Annotated in this window: 15 protein-coding genes; 7 read left to right on the forward strand and 8 right to left on the reverse strand. The window is 70.9% G+C overall.

What is annotated here, in order from left to right; all coding sequences use genetic code 11:
• Positions 1–663: 663 nt before the first annotated feature.
• The gene (locus tag H7827_RS28465; RefSeq protein ID WP_432747877.1) at positions 664–1,791 is read left to right on the forward strand and encodes an FAD-dependent oxidoreductase; all 1,128 of its coding nucleotides are present in this window, start codon (positions 664–666) and stop codon (positions 1,789–1,791) included.
• Positions 1,792–1,879: 88 nt separating this feature from the next.
• On the opposite strand, the gene H7827_RS28470 is transcribed toward H7827_RS28465, so the two are convergent.
• The 3 genes from H7827_RS28470 to H7827_RS28480 are packed head-to-tail and all read right to left on the reverse strand — an operon-like array spanning position 1,880 to position 5,015.
• Positions 1,880–2,749: a carbohydrate ABC transporter permease gene (locus H7827_RS28470; RefSeq protein ID WP_432747878.1), complete on the reverse strand. Its 870-nt coding sequence runs from the start codon at positions 2,747–2,749 to the stop codon at positions 1,880–1,882.
• The gene (locus tag H7827_RS28475) at positions 2,746–3,693 is read right to left on the reverse strand and encodes a carbohydrate ABC transporter permease (protein ID WP_432747879.1); all 948 of its coding nucleotides are present in this window, start codon (positions 3,691–3,693) and stop codon (positions 2,746–2,748) included. Before H7827_RS28475 ends, H7827_RS28470 begins: the two co-directional genes overlap by 4 nt.
• Positions 3,694–3,731: 38 nt before the next feature.
• Positions 3,732–5,015 carry an ABC transporter substrate-binding protein gene (locus H7827_RS28480; protein ID WP_432747880.1) on the reverse strand — a complete coding sequence of 428 codons (1,284 nt, stop codon included), beginning with the start codon at positions 5,013–5,015 and terminating at the stop codon, positions 3,732–3,734.
• Positions 5,016–5,299: 284 nt separating this feature from the next.
• On the opposite strand from H7827_RS28480, the gene H7827_RS28485 reads away from it, so the two are divergent.
• Both H7827_RS28485 and H7827_RS28490 read left to right on the forward strand, forming a co-directional pair.
• Positions 5,300–6,505, forward strand: a complete 1,206-nt coding sequence (locus H7827_RS28485) for an ROK family transcriptional regulator (protein WP_432747881.1) — start codon at positions 5,300–5,302, stop codon at positions 6,503–6,505.
• A gap of 269 nt (positions 6,506–6,774) precedes the next feature.
• Complete coding sequence (locus tag H7827_RS28490) at positions 6,775–9,918, forward strand: ThuA domain-containing protein (protein WP_432747882.1); 3,144 nt, start codon at positions 6,775–6,777, stop codon at positions 9,916–9,918.
• 172 nt (positions 9,919–10,090) lie between these two features.
• Here H7827_RS28490 and H7827_RS28495 read toward each other — a convergent pair whose 3' ends face one another.
• Positions 10,091–11,317 carry an erythromycin esterase family protein gene (locus H7827_RS28495; RefSeq protein ID WP_432747883.1) on the reverse strand — a complete coding sequence of 409 codons (1,227 nt, stop codon included), beginning with the start codon at positions 11,315–11,317 and terminating at the stop codon, positions 10,091–10,093.
• Between the two features lie 58 nt (positions 11,318–11,375).
• On the opposite strand from H7827_RS28495, the gene H7827_RS28500 reads away from it, so the two are divergent.
• The gene (locus H7827_RS28500; RefSeq protein WP_432747884.1) at positions 11,376–12,125 is read left to right on the forward strand and encodes a TioE family transcriptional regulator; all 750 of its coding nucleotides are present in this window, start codon (positions 11,376–11,378) and stop codon (positions 12,123–12,125) included.
• Positions 12,126–12,177: 52 nt separating this feature from the next.
• Here the strand turns inward: H7827_RS28500 and H7827_RS28505 are convergent, their stop codons facing one another.
• Together H7827_RS28505 and H7827_RS28510 are read right to left on the reverse strand one after the other, a co-directional pair.
• Complete coding sequence (locus H7827_RS28505) at positions 12,178–12,501, reverse strand: SDR family oxidoreductase (RefSeq protein WP_432747885.1); 324 nt, start codon at positions 12,499–12,501, stop codon at positions 12,178–12,180.
• A 154-nt stretch (positions 12,502–12,655) separates the two neighbouring features.
• Positions 12,656–13,672, reverse strand: coding sequence for a zinc-dependent alcohol dehydrogenase family protein (locus H7827_RS28510; protein ID WP_432747887.1), 1,017 nt, complete (start codon positions 13,670–13,672; stop codon positions 12,656–12,658).
• A 210-nt stretch (positions 13,673–13,882) separates the two neighbouring features.
• On the opposite strand from H7827_RS28510, the gene H7827_RS28515 reads away from it, so the two are divergent.
• Positions 13,883–14,767 carry a helix-turn-helix transcriptional regulator gene (locus H7827_RS28515; RefSeq protein ID WP_432747888.1) on the forward strand — a complete coding sequence of 295 codons (885 nt, stop codon included), beginning with the start codon at positions 13,883–13,885 and terminating at the stop codon, positions 14,765–14,767.
• A 292-nt stretch (positions 14,768–15,059) separates the two neighbouring features.
• Positions 15,060–15,872 carry a hypothetical protein gene (locus H7827_RS28520; RefSeq protein ID WP_432747889.1) on the forward strand — a complete coding sequence of 271 codons (813 nt, stop codon included), beginning with the start codon at positions 15,060–15,062 and terminating at the stop codon, positions 15,870–15,872.
• A gap of 85 nt (positions 15,873–15,957) precedes the next feature.
• Here H7827_RS28520 and H7827_RS28525 read toward each other — a convergent pair whose 3' ends face one another.
• Positions 15,958–16,515, reverse strand: a complete 558-nt coding sequence (locus tag H7827_RS28525) for a TetR/AcrR family transcriptional regulator (RefSeq protein WP_432747890.1) — start codon at positions 16,513–16,515, stop codon at positions 15,958–15,960.
• A gap of 95 nt (positions 16,516–16,610) precedes the next feature.
• Here H7827_RS28525 and H7827_RS28530 point away from each other — a divergent pair, with 95 nt between their 5' ends.
• Complete coding sequence (locus H7827_RS28530; protein ID WP_432747891.1) at positions 16,611–17,513, forward strand: SDR family oxidoreductase; 903 nt, start codon at positions 16,611–16,613, stop codon at positions 17,511–17,513.
• A 3-nt stretch (positions 17,514–17,516) separates the two neighbouring features.
• Here H7827_RS28530 and H7827_RS28535 read toward each other — a convergent pair whose 3' ends face one another.
• Positions 17,517–18,581, reverse strand: coding sequence for a GNAT family N-acetyltransferase (locus tag H7827_RS28535; protein ID WP_432747892.1), 1,065 nt, complete (start codon positions 18,579–18,581; stop codon positions 17,517–17,519).
• Positions 18,582–18,589 lie beyond the last annotated feature (8 nt).

Genomic DNA, 18,589 nt, shown 5'->3' on the forward strand with positions numbered 1-18,589 from the left:
GCCGCGCCCCCGCCCGTACGGTGACGGGCGGGGGCGCGTGTCGTTTTCCGCGGTGCCGGGACGAGCTCGGCCTCTGTGACCAACGTCCTTAAATCCAGGCGCAGATGGTGGATTCCGGAGAATCCGGTTCGGTAGGCTGGGCGTGGCAGAGGACAACCGCTCGGTGGAGGGTGTTGTGCGTTCCCCGCTGCACCACGGCTCCCACCCCTCGGCACCCGACCGGTGTCGCGAGGCATCGGTGCGAGGGCCCCTGGAATGGCGTTCCGCGGGCACCAACGGCTATGTGAGCGCCTGGGGCGCGCTGATGAATCTCTGCCCGCCCGGGAACGAGTGAGACCCCCCGGCCGTTGCGCCGGGTAACACCCGCCGGAGTCCTCGTTCCGGCCGGAGGAGATGGACCATCGCCCGGGCGTTCTCCCGGGATCAGCCGCGCGCGCCGTGACGGACGGCTGCCGCTCCGCGCTCCGACGGTGCTAACGCCCCGCTCGCCCGCGCCGTGCGGCGCCGAACCGTGAGCCGCACCTGCCCGCACGGTTTTCCCGGGTGATCGGTCGCCCCGCCTCCCGCACCGGAACGACGCGCTCCGCCGTGCGCGGCCCCAGCTATCACGCCGCGCCTCACGCGTCCCCCGACAGCACGTCACATTTCCGCAAGGAGAGCGGCATGCCCCGCCACGAAAACATCGCCATCATCGGAGCCGGCCTCGGCGGCCTGACGCTGGCCCGCGTCCTGCACACGGCCGGCGTCCCCGCCGCGGTGTACGAGCTCGACGCCTCACCCCGGGCCCGCCCGCAGGGCTGCGTCATCGACCTGCACGAGGACACCGGGCAGGCGTCCCTGCGAGCCGCAGGCCTGCACCCGCGGTTCCGCACCCGGGCCCGTACCGGTACCGCCGCGGTGCGCATCCTCGACAAGAACGCCGTCGTGTGCCGGGAGGACGGCGCGGCGGCGGACACCGTCCGCGCCGACATCGAACGCGGTCCGCTGCGTGATCTCCTGCTCGACTCGCTGCCCGGGGACACGGTCCGCTGGGGCGCGAGGGTCGCGGGAGCACGGGCACTGGGAGACGGCCGGCACGAGGTGCGGCTCGCCGACGGTTCGGTGTTCACGACCGGTCTGCTGGTGGGAGCCGACGGTGCCTGGTCCAGAGTCCGCCCCCTGCTCTCGGGCGTCCGGCCGCGCTACACGGGCATGACGCTGGTGGAGACCGACCTGTACGAGGCGGACATCCGTCACCCGGAGTGCGCCGCGCTCGTGGGCGACGGCCTCTTCTACGCGCTGGGGGAGGGGCAGGGCCTGCTGACGCATCCCCGACCCGACCGCAGCCTGCACCTCTACGTCGCGCTGACGGTTCCGGAGGACTGGCCGGCGGGCATCGACACCACGCGCCGTGATGCGGTGGCCGCGGCGGTACTGGAGCACTTCCAGGGCTGGGATCCGGCGCTGCGCGCACTGATCGGTCAGGCCGACGGACCGCTGACGCCGCGGCCCCTGCACGCGCTGCCGGTCGGTCACCGCTGGGAGCGCTCGCCCGGTGTCACCCTGCTCGGCGACGCGGCGCACATGATGCCGCCGTTCACCGGGGAGGGGGGCAACCTCGCGATGCTGGACGGGGCCGAACTGGGCACCGCGCTCGCCGCCCGGCCGGGCGACACCGAAGGCGCCCTGGCCGCCTACGAACGGGCCATGTTCCCGCGCGCCGCGGCGTACGCGGCCGAAGCGGACGCCGTCCTTGACCTGTGCTTCGGCCGCGACGCGCCCCATGGTCTGCTCGCCCGGCTGCCCGTGTGAGAACCGGTCTCCCCGGCCGGCCGGCAGCGACGTCGAAGCCGTACGTGTGCCGGCCGGCCGGTGAGGCGGCCCGTTCGCGGGTTGCCGTTCAGCCCTTGAGGCTCCCGCTGATGAGGTCCAGCCGCCAGAAGCGCTGCAAGAACAGCAGCAGGATGATCAGCGGGATCACGGACACGGCGGTGCCCACGATCGCGATGCCGTACAGCGCCGGTTCGCCCGACCCCTTGGACAGCAGGGTGTAGAGACCCAGATTGATCGGGTACTTGTCCTCGTCCGAGAGCATGATGAAGGGGAGCAGGAAGTTGTTCCAGTTGCCGACGAACTGGAGCATGAAGATCGTCACCATGCCGGGCAGCATCATGGGCAGCCCGATCGAGGTGAAGATGCGGAACTCTCCCGCCCCGTCGATGCGCGCCGACTCGATCGTGGCGTCCGGTACGGACGCCTCCGCGTACACCCGGGCCAGATAGATGCCGAACGGCGAGATGAGGCCGGGCAGCAGCACGGACCAGTACGTCCCGACCATGCCGATCTCGGACATGATGATGTACTGCGGGATGGCCAGCGTCATCCCCGGCAGCAGTACCCCGGCCAGGATGAGGTAGAAGAGCGGGGTGCGGCCGCGGAACGTGTACTTGGCGAAGGCGTACCCCGCGGCTGTCGACACCAGGGTGCACAGCAGGGAGCCGATGCCGGCGTAGTAGAGGCTGTTCAGCGCCCACCGCGTGAACTGGCCGTCGCCGTACGCGAAGAGATCTCCCAGATTGTCCAGCAGCCCGGTGCCGGGCTGGAAGGTGAAGGTGGAGAACAACTGCGCGTTGGTCTTCGTGGCGGCGACCACGATCCACACGATGGGGACCAGCGAGTAGAACGCGCCGATCAGCAGGATCGCGGTGGGGAGCGCACCGGGGCGCCGGGGGGATCCCGCCGTGCGCGGCCGGGCCTGGGGGTCCGTCACTTGAAGCCTCCGAAGGCGCGGCGCTGGGTGGCCTTCAGCAGGGCCAGCGACAGGATCAGGGTGCCGACGGCGAGAATCACGGAGCCGGCGGCCGCCATGGGCAGGTCGTCCCGGATGAAGCCGTCGCGGTAGATGTGCATGAGCGGCACCCAGGTCTGGGATATCTCCGTCGTCATGGGCCGGAGCATGGTGGGCTCGCCGTAGACCTGGAGCGTGCCGATGAGGGCGAAGAGCCCGGTGAGGACCAGCGCGGGGGCGACCAGCGGGATTTTGATCCGCCGGGCGATCTGCCACTCGGTGCAGCCGTCGATGCGGGCGGCGTCGCACAGTTCGGCCGGGATGCCGCGCAGCGAGGTGTAGATGATGATCATGTTGAAGCCGGTGCCGCCCCAGATGGCGATGTTGGCCAGCGACGGATAGATGGCGTCGCCGTCCAGGAAGGGGATCGCGCCAAGACCCAGTTCCCGGGTCAGGTAGCTGAAGGGACTGGTCGAGGGGAGGTACATGAACCCCCACATCAGGGAGGCCACCACGCCGGGGATGGCGTACGGAAGGAAGATCGCGATGCGGGTGAACCGCTTGGCGCGGGAGGCCCGGTGGTCCAGCAGCAGCGCGAACAGCAGAGCCAGCCCGAGGGTGAGAGGGACGGCGATCAGCCCGTACAGGCCCAGCCTGCCGAAGCCGGCCCAGAAGGACCCGTCGGTCAGGATCTCCCCGTAGTTGGCCAGGCCGACGAACACCTCGTCGCGGATGCCGAAGACGCCTTCGTCGACGATGCGCAGCCCTTGGGTGCTCAGGTGCAGCGCGTAGAGGATGGGTATCGCCATGAAGGCGGTGAAGAGCACGAGGGCGGGGGCGATGAGCACGTACGGGGCGATCGTGCCGCGCCGTCGCCGGGTGCGGGGCGCGCCGTCCGGCTGCGGGCTGGTGGCTGCGGTTGCCATGGGCGGGTCACCTGTCGGGGAGGTCGTGGGGCTGCCGGTCACTGGGAGAGCCTGAAGCCGATGCGTCGCATCTCCTCGACGACGACCCGCTGGGTCTCGTGGAGCGCGTCGGGAAGCGGCGTGCCGTCGCGGACGGCGGCGGACATCGCGTCGCGGAAGGCGTCGCCCGCGGTACTGACGTTCGGGCCCCAGGTGATGTCGGAGACGGTGTGCGCCGCCGCGTGGGCGGCGACCTCCCAGTAGTCCTCCTGTCCTGCCGTCAGGGCGGGGGGAGGTCCCTGGGCCGCGGCGATCTGGCCCTCGACGCAGGCCGGGTACTGGCCGGCGGCGATCTGGAGTTCGTAGGCGGTCTCGGCCGTGTTCATCCAGATGGCGAACCGCGCGGCGGCCTCGGGGTGTTCGGAGTTCTTGGTGACGGACAGCGCGGTGCCGCCCTGCAGAGCGACTTCGGCACCCTCGCCCTCCCAGTGGGGGAGGGGCGCGATGGCCCAGTCACCGGCCTGGCCCTCGGCCACCCCGTGGATCACGTCGGGCGCCCACAGACCGGCCGGCCAGGTCATGACCTGTCCCTGGTTGACCCGGTTGTTCCACTCGGGCGTCAGCAGCGGTTCGGACATGACCAGATCACGGTCGATCAGGTCCTGCCAGTAGGCGGCCACCTCCAGCGTCCGGTCGTCGCTGATGGCGACCGTCCACTCCCGGTCCTCCACGGACCACCAGGAGGCCCCGGCCTGCTGCGCCAGCCCGGCGAAGCTGCCGAACTCGCCGGGGGCGAACGTCGTCAGATACGAGGCCGGGTCGCGTTCCCTGACCTCGGCCGCCACCTCGGCGAACTCCTCCCAGGTGGCCGGGACCGCGATGCCCAGTTCCTCGAAGCGCCGCTCGTTGTACAGCAGGACCATGGGGCCGATGTCCTGCGGGATGCCGTAGACCTGGCCCTCGAACCGGGTCATCTGCCACACCTCGGGGGTGAAGGCGTCCTCGATGTCCGTGGTGAACTCGGAGATGTCGGCGAGCACATCGGAGACGATCATGGAAGGCACGGTCGGGTACTCGACGCAGGAGACGTCGGGGGCGTTGCCCGCCCGGCTGGCGGTCAGCAGCTTCGTCGAGGAGTCCACGCTGCCGCCGGCGTCGGTGTGCCGGACCTGGATGTCGGGGTGCGCCTCGTTGAACGCGGCGACCTTGGCCGCCTGGGATCCGCTCCAGCACCAGTAGTCGAGGGTGATGACGCCGTCGCCGGCGCCGCCCCCGGAACAGGCCGCGACCAGGGACAGTGCGCCCAGCAGCGCACCGTATCGGGTATGTCCGCGCAGTTGCATGCGTTCCTCTTCTCCGGCTCGCGCGCGGCCCGCACGCGCGTCCCGGGTGACACGCCAATGACGCCCCGTCCCGGCGAAGTTGGCTTTGAGATGGAGCCAAGCTAGGTCACTCTCGTCGACTTGTCACGAGATATTGCGCGAATCCTTTGGAATTTGTGGAGTTGACGCGCCCCATCGCCGCCCCCTTAGCTTTGCCACGAAGCCAAGTAGGCGTGTGCATCGCCTGGTTGCCCCAGGCGTGCGGCCCGTCACCCACCGAGGATCCGCCGAGGACGGGAGTCGCCGTGCCCCCCGCCACGCACACCCCACCGGAGCCCGCCGCCCCCGGCCCGCGTCCCCCCGTCGGCGCCTGGGGGACGGTCTCCCGCGCCGCCCGCCCCGTCGTGCGCGAACTGCTGGTCAACGGCCCCAGCACCCGCACCGATCTCGCCCGGGTGCTCGGTCTGTCCACCGGCAGCCTCACCCGGCTGACCAAGCCGCTCATCGCCGCCGGCCTCGTGGTGGAGGGCGGAACCGTCCATGACCGGGCCAACGGCCGTCCCACCCGCCCGCTGGACGTGGTGGCCGCCGACCACCACTTCCTGGGCGTCAAACTGACGTCGGACCGGCTGTACGCCACCGTCACCGACCTGCGGGCCCGGGTGATCGCCGAGACCTCCGAACCGCTCGACGCCACCACCCCCGAGGCCGTCAGCGCCCGGATCGCCGGGGTGCGGGAACGGCTCACCACCGCCGACACGGCGCCGGTCGCCGCCGGGGTCACCCTGGGCGGCGCGGCCAGCCCCCGCTCCGACGCGGATGCCGCGCCGCGCTTCGACGCCCCCTTCCTGGGCTGGGTCGACGTCGAGCTCTCCGAGCGGCTGACGCGTCGTACGGGCGTGCCCTGCGTCGTGGAGAACGACGTCACCGCCCTGGCACACGCCCAGCGATGGTTCGGTGCCGCGCGCGGCCTGACCGACTTCGCCCTGCTGACGGTGGGGGCGGGCATCGGCTACGCCCTGGTGCGGCACGGCCGCATGGTGCCCGCCGACGCGGTGGACCTGAGGGAGTTCAGCCACCATGTGCTGGACCCGGGCGGCCCGATGTGCACCGAGGGCCACCGCGGTTGTCTCGCGTCCTACCTCTCCACCCGCTCGATCCTGGCCGCCGCCGCGCACGGTCTGCGCCGGGGCGTGACCCTCGAGGAGGTGGCGGCCCTGGCCCGCGCGGGGGATCCGGTGTGCCGGAATGTGCTCCGCCCGGCGGCCTGGGCGCTGGGGGCGGCCCTGGCCACCGTCGCGAACCTCTGCATGGTCAAGGACTTCGTCGTCGCGGGGGAGGGCCTGGTCCTCATCGCCGCCGAAGAGGGGTGTGTGGAGGCGGGGATCAGGGAACGGCGGCATCGCGACCACGGCTCCCTGCGGGTGACCACGCTCGCACCGGATTTCGGCGAGTGGGCACGGGCCGCCGCGGTCACCGCCATCAGGGCCTTCGTCCTGCGGGAGGAGTGACCGGGCCACCGTCCGGAGCCCGGTGGACCCCGCGGGCGGCCCGTACCCGGTGCGCAGGAGACCGGGCCTCGCCGAGAAGAGCCCCGACACCCGGTCCGCGTCGAATGGGTTGACGTGTACGCCTTCCATTTCTAATTTGTCATCCAGTCTTACAAATCAGGTTGGCGTGGCGGCCGGGACGCCGCCACGCCACCCGCCACTCCGACAGCTCCGCCGCGGCCCCTGGCCCGGCGGCACCCCCACGCACGCTGTTCAGTGAGGAGCACGTGGTGACAGCCGCACCCCCACCCCCACGCAGACTGGCGGCACGCATCGCCGTCGCCGTTCTCGCCGTCCTTGCCCTGCTGCTGGCGGGCGGACCCGCCACCGCCCACCCCGACTCCGCGGACGACACCTTCCACGCCTTGGTGTTCAGCAAAACGGCGGGCTTCCGCCACGACTCGATCCCCGCCGGGATCGCCGCCATCGAGCAACTCGGTGCCGAGAACGGGTTCGAGGTCACCGCCACCGAGGACGCCGCCGTCTTCAACGACGAGGACCTTGCCGGCTACGAGGTCGTCATCTGGCTCTCGACCACCGGGGACGTCCTCAACGACACTCAACAGGCAGCTTTCGAACGCTACATCGGAGCCGGTGGCGGCTACGCGGGCGTCCACGCCGCGTCCGACACCGAGTACGACTGGCCCTGGTACGGCGGACTCGTCGGCGCCTACTTCGCCGGCCACCCCGCCCCCCAGGACGCCACGATCAAAGTCGAGGACCACGCCCACCCCTCCACCGCCCATCTCCCCGTGCGCTGGGACCGTTTCGACGAGTGGTACAACTACGACCCCAATCCGCGCGGCGACGTCCACGTCCTCGCCTCCCTCGACGAGAACACCTACACCGGCGGGACCATGGGTGACGAACACCCCATCTCCTGGTGCCACGACTACTCCGGCGGCCGCGCCTGGTACACCGGCCTGGGCCACACCATCGAATCCTTCGCCGAACCGGAGTTCCTGGAGCACCTGCTCGGCGGCATCACCACCGCCGCCGGCGTCGTCCCGGCCGACTGCGGAGCCTCCCTGACCACCGGGTACGAGAAGATCACACTCGACGACAACACCAGCAACCCGATGGAACTGGCCATCGCCGAGGACGGCCGGGTCTTCTACATCGACCGCAACGGCGCCGTACGGGTGGTGCACACCGACGGCACCGTGGCCACCATCGGCACCCTCCCCGTCTACACGGGGCAGGAGTTCGGCCTGCTGGGCATCGCCCTGGACCCCGGCTTCACGGACAACGGCCACCTGTACCTGTACTACTCGCCGACCGGCACAGACCCCGTCGACCGGGTCTCCCGCTTCACGGTCAGCGGCGACACCCTCGACCTCGCCGGCGAGGAGGTCCTGCTGGAGATCGACGTCCAGCGGGAGCAGTGCTGCCACGCCGGCGGGGCCCTGGAGTTCGACGGACAGGGCAACCTGTACATCGCCACCGGCGACAACACCAACCCCTTCGGATCGCCGACCGACGGCTACGCCCCCCTGGACGAGCGGCCCGGACGGGCCGCCTGGGACGCCCAGGCCACCTCGGCCAACAGCGCCGTCCTCAACGGCAAGATCCTGCGCATCACCCCCCAGGACGACGGCGGCTACACCGTCCCGGAGGGCAACCTCTACGCACCGGGCACCGCCGACACCCGTCCCGAGATCTACGCCATGGGCTTCCGCAACCCCTTCCGGATCGGCCTCGACCCCAGCACGGACGCCCTGTACGTCGCCGACTACGGTCCGGACGCCGCCGCCACCGATCCCACCCGCGGCCCCGACGGCCGCGTCGAGTGGAACATCGTGGACGAGCCCGGCTTCTACGGCTGGCCCTACTGCGTCGGCGACAACACCCCCTACCACGCCTTCGACTACGCGACCGGCACCGCCGGAGCGGCCTTCGACTGCGCCGCACCGGTGAACGACTCCCCGCACAACACGGGCGTGCGCGAACTGCCCCCGGCCGTCCCCGCCGAGCTGTGGATGGGCGCCTCCAGCACCGGCGTCCCGGAGATCGGCACCAGCGGCGCCCCGATGACCAGCGGCGCGTACGCGTACGACGCCGACCTGGACTCCGACCGCAAGTGGCCCGCCTACTTCGACGGCAAGGCGGTCCTCGCGGACTGGAACAACAGCCGGATGTTCTCCGTGCAGCCCGACGCGGAACGCACCGGGGTCTCGGACGTCTCCCGGATCCTGGAGGAGATGGACTTCACCCGCCCGCACGCCCTGCGGTTCGGCCCGGACGGCGCGCTCTACGTCATCGAGTGGGGCAGCGGCTTCGGCGGTGACAACGCCGACTCCGGCGTGTACCGCGTGGACTACGTGCTCGGCAACCGCGCCCCGGTCGCCCGGATGACCGCCAGCCGAACCTCCGGCCCCCTCCCGCTGGAGGTCACCTTCGACGCGGCGCAGTCCCACCACCCGGACGGCACCCCGATCACCTTCGCCTGGGACTTCGACGGCGACGGCACCACGGACAGCACCGAGACCGCCCCCACCCACACCTACACCCAGGCGGGACGCTTCACCGCACGGCTGACGGTCACCGACGCCGACGGCCGCACCGCCGTCTCCAACCTCGACATCACGGCCGGCAACACCGCCCCCGCCATCGAAGTCCACGCGCCCCTGAACGGCGGGTACTTCTCCTTCGGCGACACCATCGCCTACCAAGTGTCCGTCACCGACGCCGAGGACGCGCAGATCGACTGCGACCGGGTGATCGTGCAGCCGGGGCTCGGCCACGACGAACACTCCCACGGCTACGAGCAGTACCGGGGCTGCTCCGGAACCTTCCCGCTGCCCGGCGACGAGGGCCACACCGGGGCCAACATCTTCGGCACCGTCACCGTGACCTACACGGACGACGGCGCCGGTGACGCCCCGCCGATCACCAGCCAGGAAGTGCTGGTCCTCCAGCCGAAGCACCGCGAGGCCGAGCACTTCGACGCCACGGGCCGGGTCCCGTCCGCTCCCTCCGGCGGCACCCCGGGCGTGGAGATCGAGCCCACCGGCGACACCGCGGGCGGCGGCCAGAACATCGGCTTCATCGAGGACGGCGACTGGTGGGCGTGGGAGCCCGCCAATCTCACCGGCATCGACGAGATCAGCCTGCGGGCCGCCTCGCCCTCCGCGGGTGCGACGGTCGAGGTCCGCACCGGTGATCCGGAGGGGCCGGTGGTCGCCACCGTGCAGGTCGAGCCCACCGGCGGCTGGCAGACGTACGAGGACTTCGCCGGCCCGGTGAGCGGTGAGAGCGCCGGTCACAGCGGTCCGCTGTACTTCGTGAAGACCACCGGTGAGCTCAATGTCAACTGGGTGACCTTTGTCGGAGGGGGCATCAGCGAGCCGGACGCACAGGTCGGCAGCCGCTGAGCCGTGCTCCCCGACGGAGAAACCGCCCGCCCCGTTCAGGGGCGGGCGGCCACTCCTCCAAACCCGTGGTCGTGACGCCGAGGTCGGCGCGCAGGGTGGCGGCGGGCTCCCGGAGGACCACCGCCTCACCCTCCACAGCGCCGGACCACGACCGCCCCGGCCGGGACACCGGTCAGGCGCCCCGGTCACCGCCCGCACACCGCCGCACGTCCTTCACGAACACCATGCCGTCGAGCCCGCCCAGGTGCGCCGGGTCGAGTGGCGCGTACCCGAACCAGGACGACGTGCGAGCGGCGGGCCGCGGCTCGCCGAGAACGGAGTTCAGCCGCCGGACATCGACGACGTACCGATCATCCGGCAGCGCGTACAGCAGCCCCTCGACGCTCTTCGGCGGCGGCTCCTCCACACCCCGGTGCCGGATCGTGCCCAGCGCCGTGGCCACGAAGGCGTACTCCGCGCCCAGGTGCGCGCTCACGATCGCACCGGCGCTCCACCACTCCACCAGCGGCTGGTCCCACATCCGCATCGAGCTCCGGTCCCGCTGGAGATGGGAGTTGTGGGCGTGGACCAGCACCGGTCCCCGTTCGGCGAGCGCCAGCAGATTGTCGGCCATCATCCGGTCCCGCAGCTCCACCAGCCGGTTCATCCGGCCGGCCGAGCTGTCTGCCATCCAGAAGTGGTACCGCAGCAGACCGGTGGCGGTGCGCCCGTACAGGCGCGCCCGGTCCCACTCCTCCCGTGACCCGGACGCGGTCGACCCGGGAGCCCGAGCGTCCAGGAGCGCCACCAGGTCGTCCGCGAGCAGCATCAGTTCCCTGGCCCGCGCCGACTGCCCCACGGACCGGGAGGCGTCCGTCATCGCGGCCGGCTCCGTCCACGGCTCGTCCGCCCCGAGCAGCCGCTCCAGAGTCTCCGTTGTGCAGGGCAGCAGGTCCGGGGCGACCCGCGCCGCGAGGTAGTCGTACAGCGCCACCAGGGCGTACCGGGGACTCGCCGCACCGGTGATCTCCAGTGGCCCGTCGAAACCGGCGAACCGCACACACTCGGCGACCGGCCGCCCCTCGTTGTACGCCCGCATCCAGCGCACCAGTTCACGATTGGCCCCGGAGGATCCCCACCCGTGGCTGAACCCCCCTTCCATCGCCCGGTCGAGATCGTCCGTGCCCCCTGTGACGTACTCGTCCACCACCGGGCCCAGCAGGCAATCGCTCTCGATCGCGATCGTCCGGTACCCCTCCCGCTCCACGAACTGCCGGAACAACTCGTTGCGCACCTCGAGCAGCGACTCCTCACCGTGAGTGGGCTCCCCCAGGGCGAGCACCCGCGGCCGGGCCGGAAGCAGCCGCATGACGGAGGCGGCGTCGACGGCATGAGCGCTGTCCTTGACATCCATAGCCATGGCTTCAACGCTATCGTTGAAGCTCCGGTTGAAACTTTTGCGCGACAACGGCAGGAACATGGGAGCAAACCCTCAAACTGCGGAACGGCTCAGGCCGATCGACCTGGCCCGCCGGCACGGTCTGTCCACGCAGGCGGTCAGGAACTACGAGGAGACCGGCATCCTTCCGCCGGCCGCCCGCACCCCGCACGGCTATCGCCGCTACACCCCGCTCCACGCCCAGGCCCTGCGCGCGTTCCTGGCCCTGGTGCCCGGGCACGGCCACCACGCGGCCGCATCGATCATGCGAGCGGTGAACGAGGGGAGAGCCGAAGAGGCCTTCCGGCTCATCGACGAGAGCCACGCCCAACTCCGCGAGGACCGGCGGACCCTGCACGCCGTCCGCGCCGCCCTGCACGACCTGACCTCCACCCGGCAGCCCGCGCACGACGCACCCGCGGGGCCGGAGGGCGCGCTGATCGGGTCCTTGGCGGGCCGGCTCGGCATCCGCCCCGCGACGCTGCGCACCTGGGAACGCGCCGGACTCCTCCACCCACGGCGCGACCCGCACACCGGATACCGCGTCTACGACGAGGCCGATGTACGCGACGCCCGCCTCGCCCACCAGCTCAGACGGGGCGGCTACCCACTGGCACGGATCGCTCCACTGCTGGACCGGGTACGGCAGGCGGGGGGCGTGGAACCACTGGAGGCCGCACTGCACGACTGGCGCCGGCGGGTTACCGCGCGCGGCCGGTCGATGCTGGCCGGCAGCGCCGCGCTGGAGGCATACCTCCAGGACCGCGCACGGGCCCCGGAGTCCGCGTGACCGCTCCCTGAGTGCCGGAGAGGGGACACGCGTCGTGCGCGGCCGTTGAACGTCACCGGGCGGTGCAGCCGCCGTCCACCGGCGAAGCGATGCCGGTGACGCAGCCGGCGCCGTCGCTGCTCGGCCGGAGGACGACTTGGGCGATCTCCTCGGCGGTGCCGAGGCGTTCGATGGCCTGGCCCGTTTCGGCCTGAGCCCGGTCGCGTTCACCGCTGGTGATCATGGCGTCGACGATGGAGGTGGCGATGGTGCCGGGACAGGCCGCGTTGATGCGCACGCCACGTGGGCCGTATGCGAGGGCGGCACTCCTGCTCGGGCCGAGCACGCCGTGCCCGTGCCCCTCCCCGGCCTCGCACAGGACGCGGTCGCCGGGCATGAGATGAACCAGATTCGCGGTGACGCGGGACGGGGCCGGCGCGGCGGCGACGGCGTCGATGCAGACATCGCCGGCGAACCGGTCGGCCGGGCCCTTGACGGTGTCGATCGAACTGCGGGTGATCTGCTCGGCTGCTCCTTCGGGCGGGCGCAGGTCAGGGCTTGAGGAGGGCCTTGACGGCGCGGCGCTCGTCCATCGCCCGGTACCCCTCGGCGACCTCCTCCAGCGGCAGCGTGAGGTCGAAGACCTTGCCCGGGTCGATCCGCCGGGCGAGGACGCGGTCGATCAGGTCGGGGAGGTAACGCCGCACGGGGGCGGGCCCGCCGCGCAAGCCGACGTGGGAGAAGAACAGCTCCTGCCCGTCGATCGCCACCTCGTGGGGGACACCGACGAAGCCGACGTTCCCGCCGGGCCGGGCCGAGCGCAGGGCCTGCCGCATGGCCTCGGCGGTACCGACACACTCCAGCACGCTGTCCGCGCCGATCCCGCCGGTCATCTCCTTGATCCGCTCGACGCCTTCCGCACCGCGCTCGGTGACGATGTCGGTGGCGCCGAACTCCCGGGCGAGGTTCTGTCGGGGCTCGTGCCGGGACATGGCGATGATCCGCTCCGCGCCCATCTCCTTCGCCGCGATCACCCCGCACAGGCCGACCGCGCCGTCCCCGACGACCACGGCCGTCGAGCCGGGCTTCACCTCGGCGGCGTCCGCGGCCCACCAGCCGGTCCCCATCACGTCGGAAACGGCCAGCAGACCCGGCCAGAAGGTCTCGTCCGGCACCTCGTCGATGCCGACCAGGGTGCCCTGGGCGTTGGGTATGCGCACGTACTCCGCCTGGCACGTGGACATGAACTCGCGGCGCAGGCAGTTCGACGGGAAGCCGTTCGCGCAGTTCGCGCAGGTGTTGTCGGAGGTCGCGAAGGAACCGACGACGAACTGGCCCGGCCTCACCGAGGTGACCTCGGAACCGACCTCCTCCACGAAGCCGACGTACTCGTGACCCATGGGATGCGGGTCGCCGATCGGCTCGGCACCGCGGTACGGCCACAGGTCCGAGCCGCACACACAGGTCACCGCCGTCCGGATGACCGCGTCGGTCGGATGAAGGATCCGGGGGTCGTCCACGGTCTCGAAACGGACGTCGCCGGGAGCATGGATCACTGCGCCGCGCATGAGGGGGTTTCCTTTGCGTGCTGAGGCGTGCGGCCGCCGGATGACCGGGACCGCCGCCGTGTACGGAGCGGGTGCGCTCGCCGTGCCGAGACGGGCGGACAGCACCACGTCATCCAGGCAACCCGCTCCTCGCGCCCTTAGCGAGACACCATCGAGGGGTGTACCGCCAGTACATCCCTGTGCACCTGGGCAGGACGTACCGTCGAGGGTGTGGACAACCAGGCAGAGGTCCGCGAGTTCCTGACCTCGCGGCGCGCGAAGATCAACCCCGAACAGGCGGGACTGCCTCCGGGCAGCCGCCGGCGGGTACCGGGCCTGCGCCGCAGCGAGGTCGCCGCGCTCGCCGATGTGAGCGTCGAGTACTACGCCAAGCTCGAGCGCGGGAACCTCGCCGGAGCCTCTCCGGCCGTCCTCGAAGCCGTCGCCCGCGCCCTGCGGCTGGACGATGCCGAACGCGCGCACCTCATGAACCTGGCGCAGGCCGCCGACGGCTCCGACGCCCTCACCCGGCCCCGTCGCCGCACCGCCCGGACCTGGACCGCCCACCGCAGCCTGCAATGGGTACTGGACGCCGTCACCGCCGGACCGGCCTTCGTCCGCAACGGCCGTATGGACCTGCTCGCCACCAACCAGCTCGCCCGCGCCTTCTACGACGACGTGTACGCCACGGACGGCAACCAGGACAACCTGGCCCGGTTCCAGTTCCTCGACCCCGCCTCGCGCCGCTTCTACCCCGACTGGGATCTGGCCGCCGACATGTCCGTGGCCATCCTGCGCACCGAAGCCGGCCGCGACCCCCACGACAAGGATCTGCACGACCTGGTCGGCGAGCTGTCCACCCGCAGTGACGACTTCCGCACACGCTGGGGAGCCCACGACGTCCGCCGGCACGGCACGGGCACCAAGCGCTTCCACCACCACGCCGTCGGCGACCTGACCCTCGCCTACGAGGGCCTGGAGATGGCTGCCGAACCCGGTCTCACCCTGACCATCTACACCGCGGAACCCGGCTCGGCCTCCGAGGAGGGACTGCGCCTGCTCTCCTCCTGGTCCGCCACCGCGGAGCCCGAGCACGCCACCCACCAGTCCGACTGACCGCCCCGTCACGTACCGCCGCGTGTCACACCCCGGCCGGGAGGGGCGCGCACGAGTGAGGCCGGGGCGGGGCCGCCTGCCGTTGCCGGGCGGCGTGGGTCTGCCTCATCTCGTTGTTCCCGATCTCCACCGTCGCCGAGGCCGCCGGGCGCTGAGAGGAAATCAGGCGTCCGCCACAACCAAGCGGGGGTACAGTCAGCGCTGTGAAGTGATCTCCCCGGTGGCGCTCCCTGAGCCGTCACATACGCGAAACCGTCAGTTCCCCACAGCTGTTGGCTGTGCACGTTTCTGCATGGAGATCATCACGGTGAACGACATCACGCCCGCTTCCTCCGCCCCTCCGTCTCGCGGCGCCACGTCCGAGGCGACGGTGGCTGCCTTCGTGTCCCGGGCCGAGGCGGATCCCGCCGTTGTCGGGCTGGTCCTCAGCGGATCCCAGGCACACGACGGCATGACGACGGGGCACTCCGACTACGACATTCATGTCATCACACAGGATCAGGGTCACTCCGCAGTACGTGAGCTCGACGGTTTCTGCTCCGAGCACCTCGACATCGTGGTCATGCCCCTCGCGGACTTCCGGATGCGCGGGCTGCCCGGCGATCCGCAAGGCTGGCACCGGTATGCCTACGTGCACGCGCGTGTGCTGCTCGACCGGCTCGACGGGACGATCGCCCAGATCCTCGACCGGAAGCGGAGGCTGGAGCCCGGGGAAGCGTGGAATGCGGCCAATGGATACCTCGATGCCTACATCAACCAGACCTTCCGATCACTGAAGAGCCACCGTGACGGCCGCGCCGCCATGAGTCACCTCGATGCCGCCGAGAGCGCGCCGTTCGCGCTGGAGGTGATCTTCGCCCTGCATCAGCGCGTGAGGCCCTACAACAAGTACCTCCGGTGGGAGCTGGAGCGGTACCCGTTGAGCGGACCGCAGTGGGAGGTTGACCACCTGCTGAACACCCTCCGGCGCATCATCGCCGACGGCGATCCGGACACGCAGCGCGCACTGTTCACCGAAATCGAAGCGGCAGGCCGCCAGTCCGGACACCACCAACTCCTGAACTCCTGGGGCTCCGATCTGAACCTGCTGCGTCGGCAGACCTGAGGGACAGCTGACACCGTCGCGGCTTCGGGTGATTGCACGCGCACCGGTGGTGCCAGGTGTCCTGGCTCCTTCCCCGGTGATCTGGTCACCTACGGTCCTGTGCCCGAGGGGCGAGTCCGGCGAGGGAGACGGCGAGAAGGCGGTCGGCTTGCTCGCGTGGCACCCGGCCGTGCAGCCAGGCGGCGGCGCTGATCAGGGCGAAGACATCCTCGGGGGTCACGTCGGGGCGCACTGTTCCCGCTTGCTGGGCGCGGGTGACCAGGGTGGCGCCGGTGGCGGCGTTGTGGGTGCAGCCTGCATGGAGTTCGGAAGTCGTGTCCGTCAGGCTGTCCAGGGACTGCTCGGCGAGCCCCAGGTAGGTGGCGCTGTACTCGGTGGCGGCACGGATCCAGGCGGTCAGGGCAACGCCGGGATCAGGTGCCTCGGTGAGTTCGTCGCCGAGCCTGAGAAGCGCCGCCTGCCGGTCGTGCAGCAGCGCCTTCAGCAGGGCGCGGCGGGTGGGGAAATGGCCGTAGAGGGTGCCGATGGCGACTCCGGCGCGGCGGGCGATGGTGTCGAGGGGGGCTTGGACACCGTGTTCGAGGAAGGCGTTTTCGGCCTCGGTCAGCAGGCGTTCGTAGTTGCGGCGGGCGTCGGCACGCATAAGTTGAGAGTCTCTCAGGTTAAGCTATCGAAGGCAGAATTCGAGATCTTCTCAGGTTAATCGAGAGGGCCGAGGACAAGGACGGGTGATCGTGCGTGATAGTGGTGACCGGGGCCACCGGCTCCATCGGGCGGGAGCTGGTACGGCGGCTGGATGAGGCGGAGGTCCCCTTCCGCGCGCTGGTACGTGATGAGGCCAGAGGCGAGGCGCTCGGCTGCCCGTATGTCGTGGGGGACTTCGACCGCCCCGAAACCCTCGCGGCAGCCTTCGCCGGGGCGGACCGGCTGCTCCTCAACAGTGCCGGAGCCATCCCGCTGGCGGAGGGCGAGGGGCCGCAGCCGATGATCCGGCAGCAGAACGATGCCATCGACGTGGCCCGGGCGGCCGGGATCCGCCGGGTGGTCAAGATCTCTGTGCTGCGCCCGGCCGAGGGCGCCGGGCTCTCGGTTGGGGCGCACTGGGAGATCGAGCGCCATCTGAAGGCATCGGGCTTGGAGTGGACGATCCTCCAGCCGAGCGCTTTCCTGCAGAACATGGTGACCGGGGACGGCGGGATGGCCGCCGAAGGCCGGATCGCCGGACCGTACGGAGCGGGGCGGGTGGCCTACATCGACGCGTACGACATCGCCGCGTCCGCCGCCGTACCGCTGACCGGGGAGGTGGGCGCGGGCCGGACTTATGTACTCACCGGTCCCGAGGCGCTGACCCATGGCGAGATCGCCGAGCGGCTCGGTATCACCTACCACGACATCCCGCCCGCACAGGCCGCCGCCGGGCTGCGGGCCAACGGGCTGCCGGAACGTTTCGTCGCGGAGCTGCTGGCTCTGTGGGCAGACATGGCGGCCGGCGGCCTCGCAGATCTGACCGAGGACGTACAGGAACTGACCGGTCGGCGCCCGCGCACACTGGAGGAGTTCCTCCGTGCCCATCCACATGTGAGCAAGCTCTTCAGCATGTTCGAGACGGGAGTTGAAGCCGGGCGGGGTACGGACCGGTAGCGCTCAGGCACGGACAGTTTTGGCGAGGTGGACCACGCCGTCGTCCGCTGCTCCGGGAAGCGGAGCATATCCCTGACTCTCGTAGAGGGTGATGTTCCGGCTGCTGGCGGCGCCGGTGGACAGGACGATACGCCGGCAGTCCTGCCCGGCTGACTCTGCCAGGCGGAGCAGCCATCGGCCCATACCGAGTCCGCGCAGGTCGGGGACGACGGCGAGCCGCCCCACGTTCAGGTCGGCGCCGCTGCGACGCGTCCGTACCATCCCGAGAAGCCGCCCGTCCTGCCACAGGCCCGTTGCATGCCAGTCGGCCAGCCATGCGCGCACCTGGTGGGGCGACTCGTGCAGGGCTGGTATCGCGAGGGTGCTGTTGGCAACCGCCTCCTCGGCCCAGCAGCAGCGCTGCAGCACCGTTACCTGCGGCGCGTCGTCCGGGGTGAGGCGCCGTGCGTACGAGCCGGCGACGGGTCCTGCCACCGCGCTCGCGCGCCCGCGCTCGCGAAGCGGGGTCAGGGCGTGAGCGACCGGCACCAGTTCCGCAAGCAGCCCCTCGGCGGCGTCGGCGAAGGGCGCCCCGGGGTGGAAGCGGCCCTCTCGCGTCGCGTCCGCGATCCGGATCGCGACGGTCGAGCCCAGGGGGACGAGGCGAAGGGTCGTCATCACCTGCTTGGCGTGCTGGACCGCTCGGGTGCCCGCCGAGGTGTTGCCATAGCTGACGAACCCGACCGGCTTCCAGGCCCACTCGGGACCAAGATAATCGAGTGCGTTCTTCAGGGTCGCGGGCATCCCGTAGTTGTACTCCGGCGTCACGACGATGAAGCCGTCGGCCTCATCGACGATCGCGCTCCACCGGCGCGTGTGTGCGCGGTGGTAGACGCCGGTCGAGGGGTGCTCCTCCTCGTCCAGGAAGGGCAGCTGCATATCGCCGAGGGCCAGCGGCGCCAGCGCCACATCCAGCGTGAGGGCGCTCGATGCGAGCGTCTCGGTCAGCCATGTGCCGACTGCCGGGCCGAGCGCGCCGGGACGAGTACTGCAGGTCAGTACGAGAACGCGCAGTGTTTTCGTTGACATGGAAATGA

The organism is Streptomyces sp. JH002, from assembly GCF_050916115.1.
Classification (GTDB): Bacteria; Actinomycetota; Actinomycetes; order Streptomycetales; family Streptomycetaceae; genus Streptomyces; species Streptomyces xiamenensis.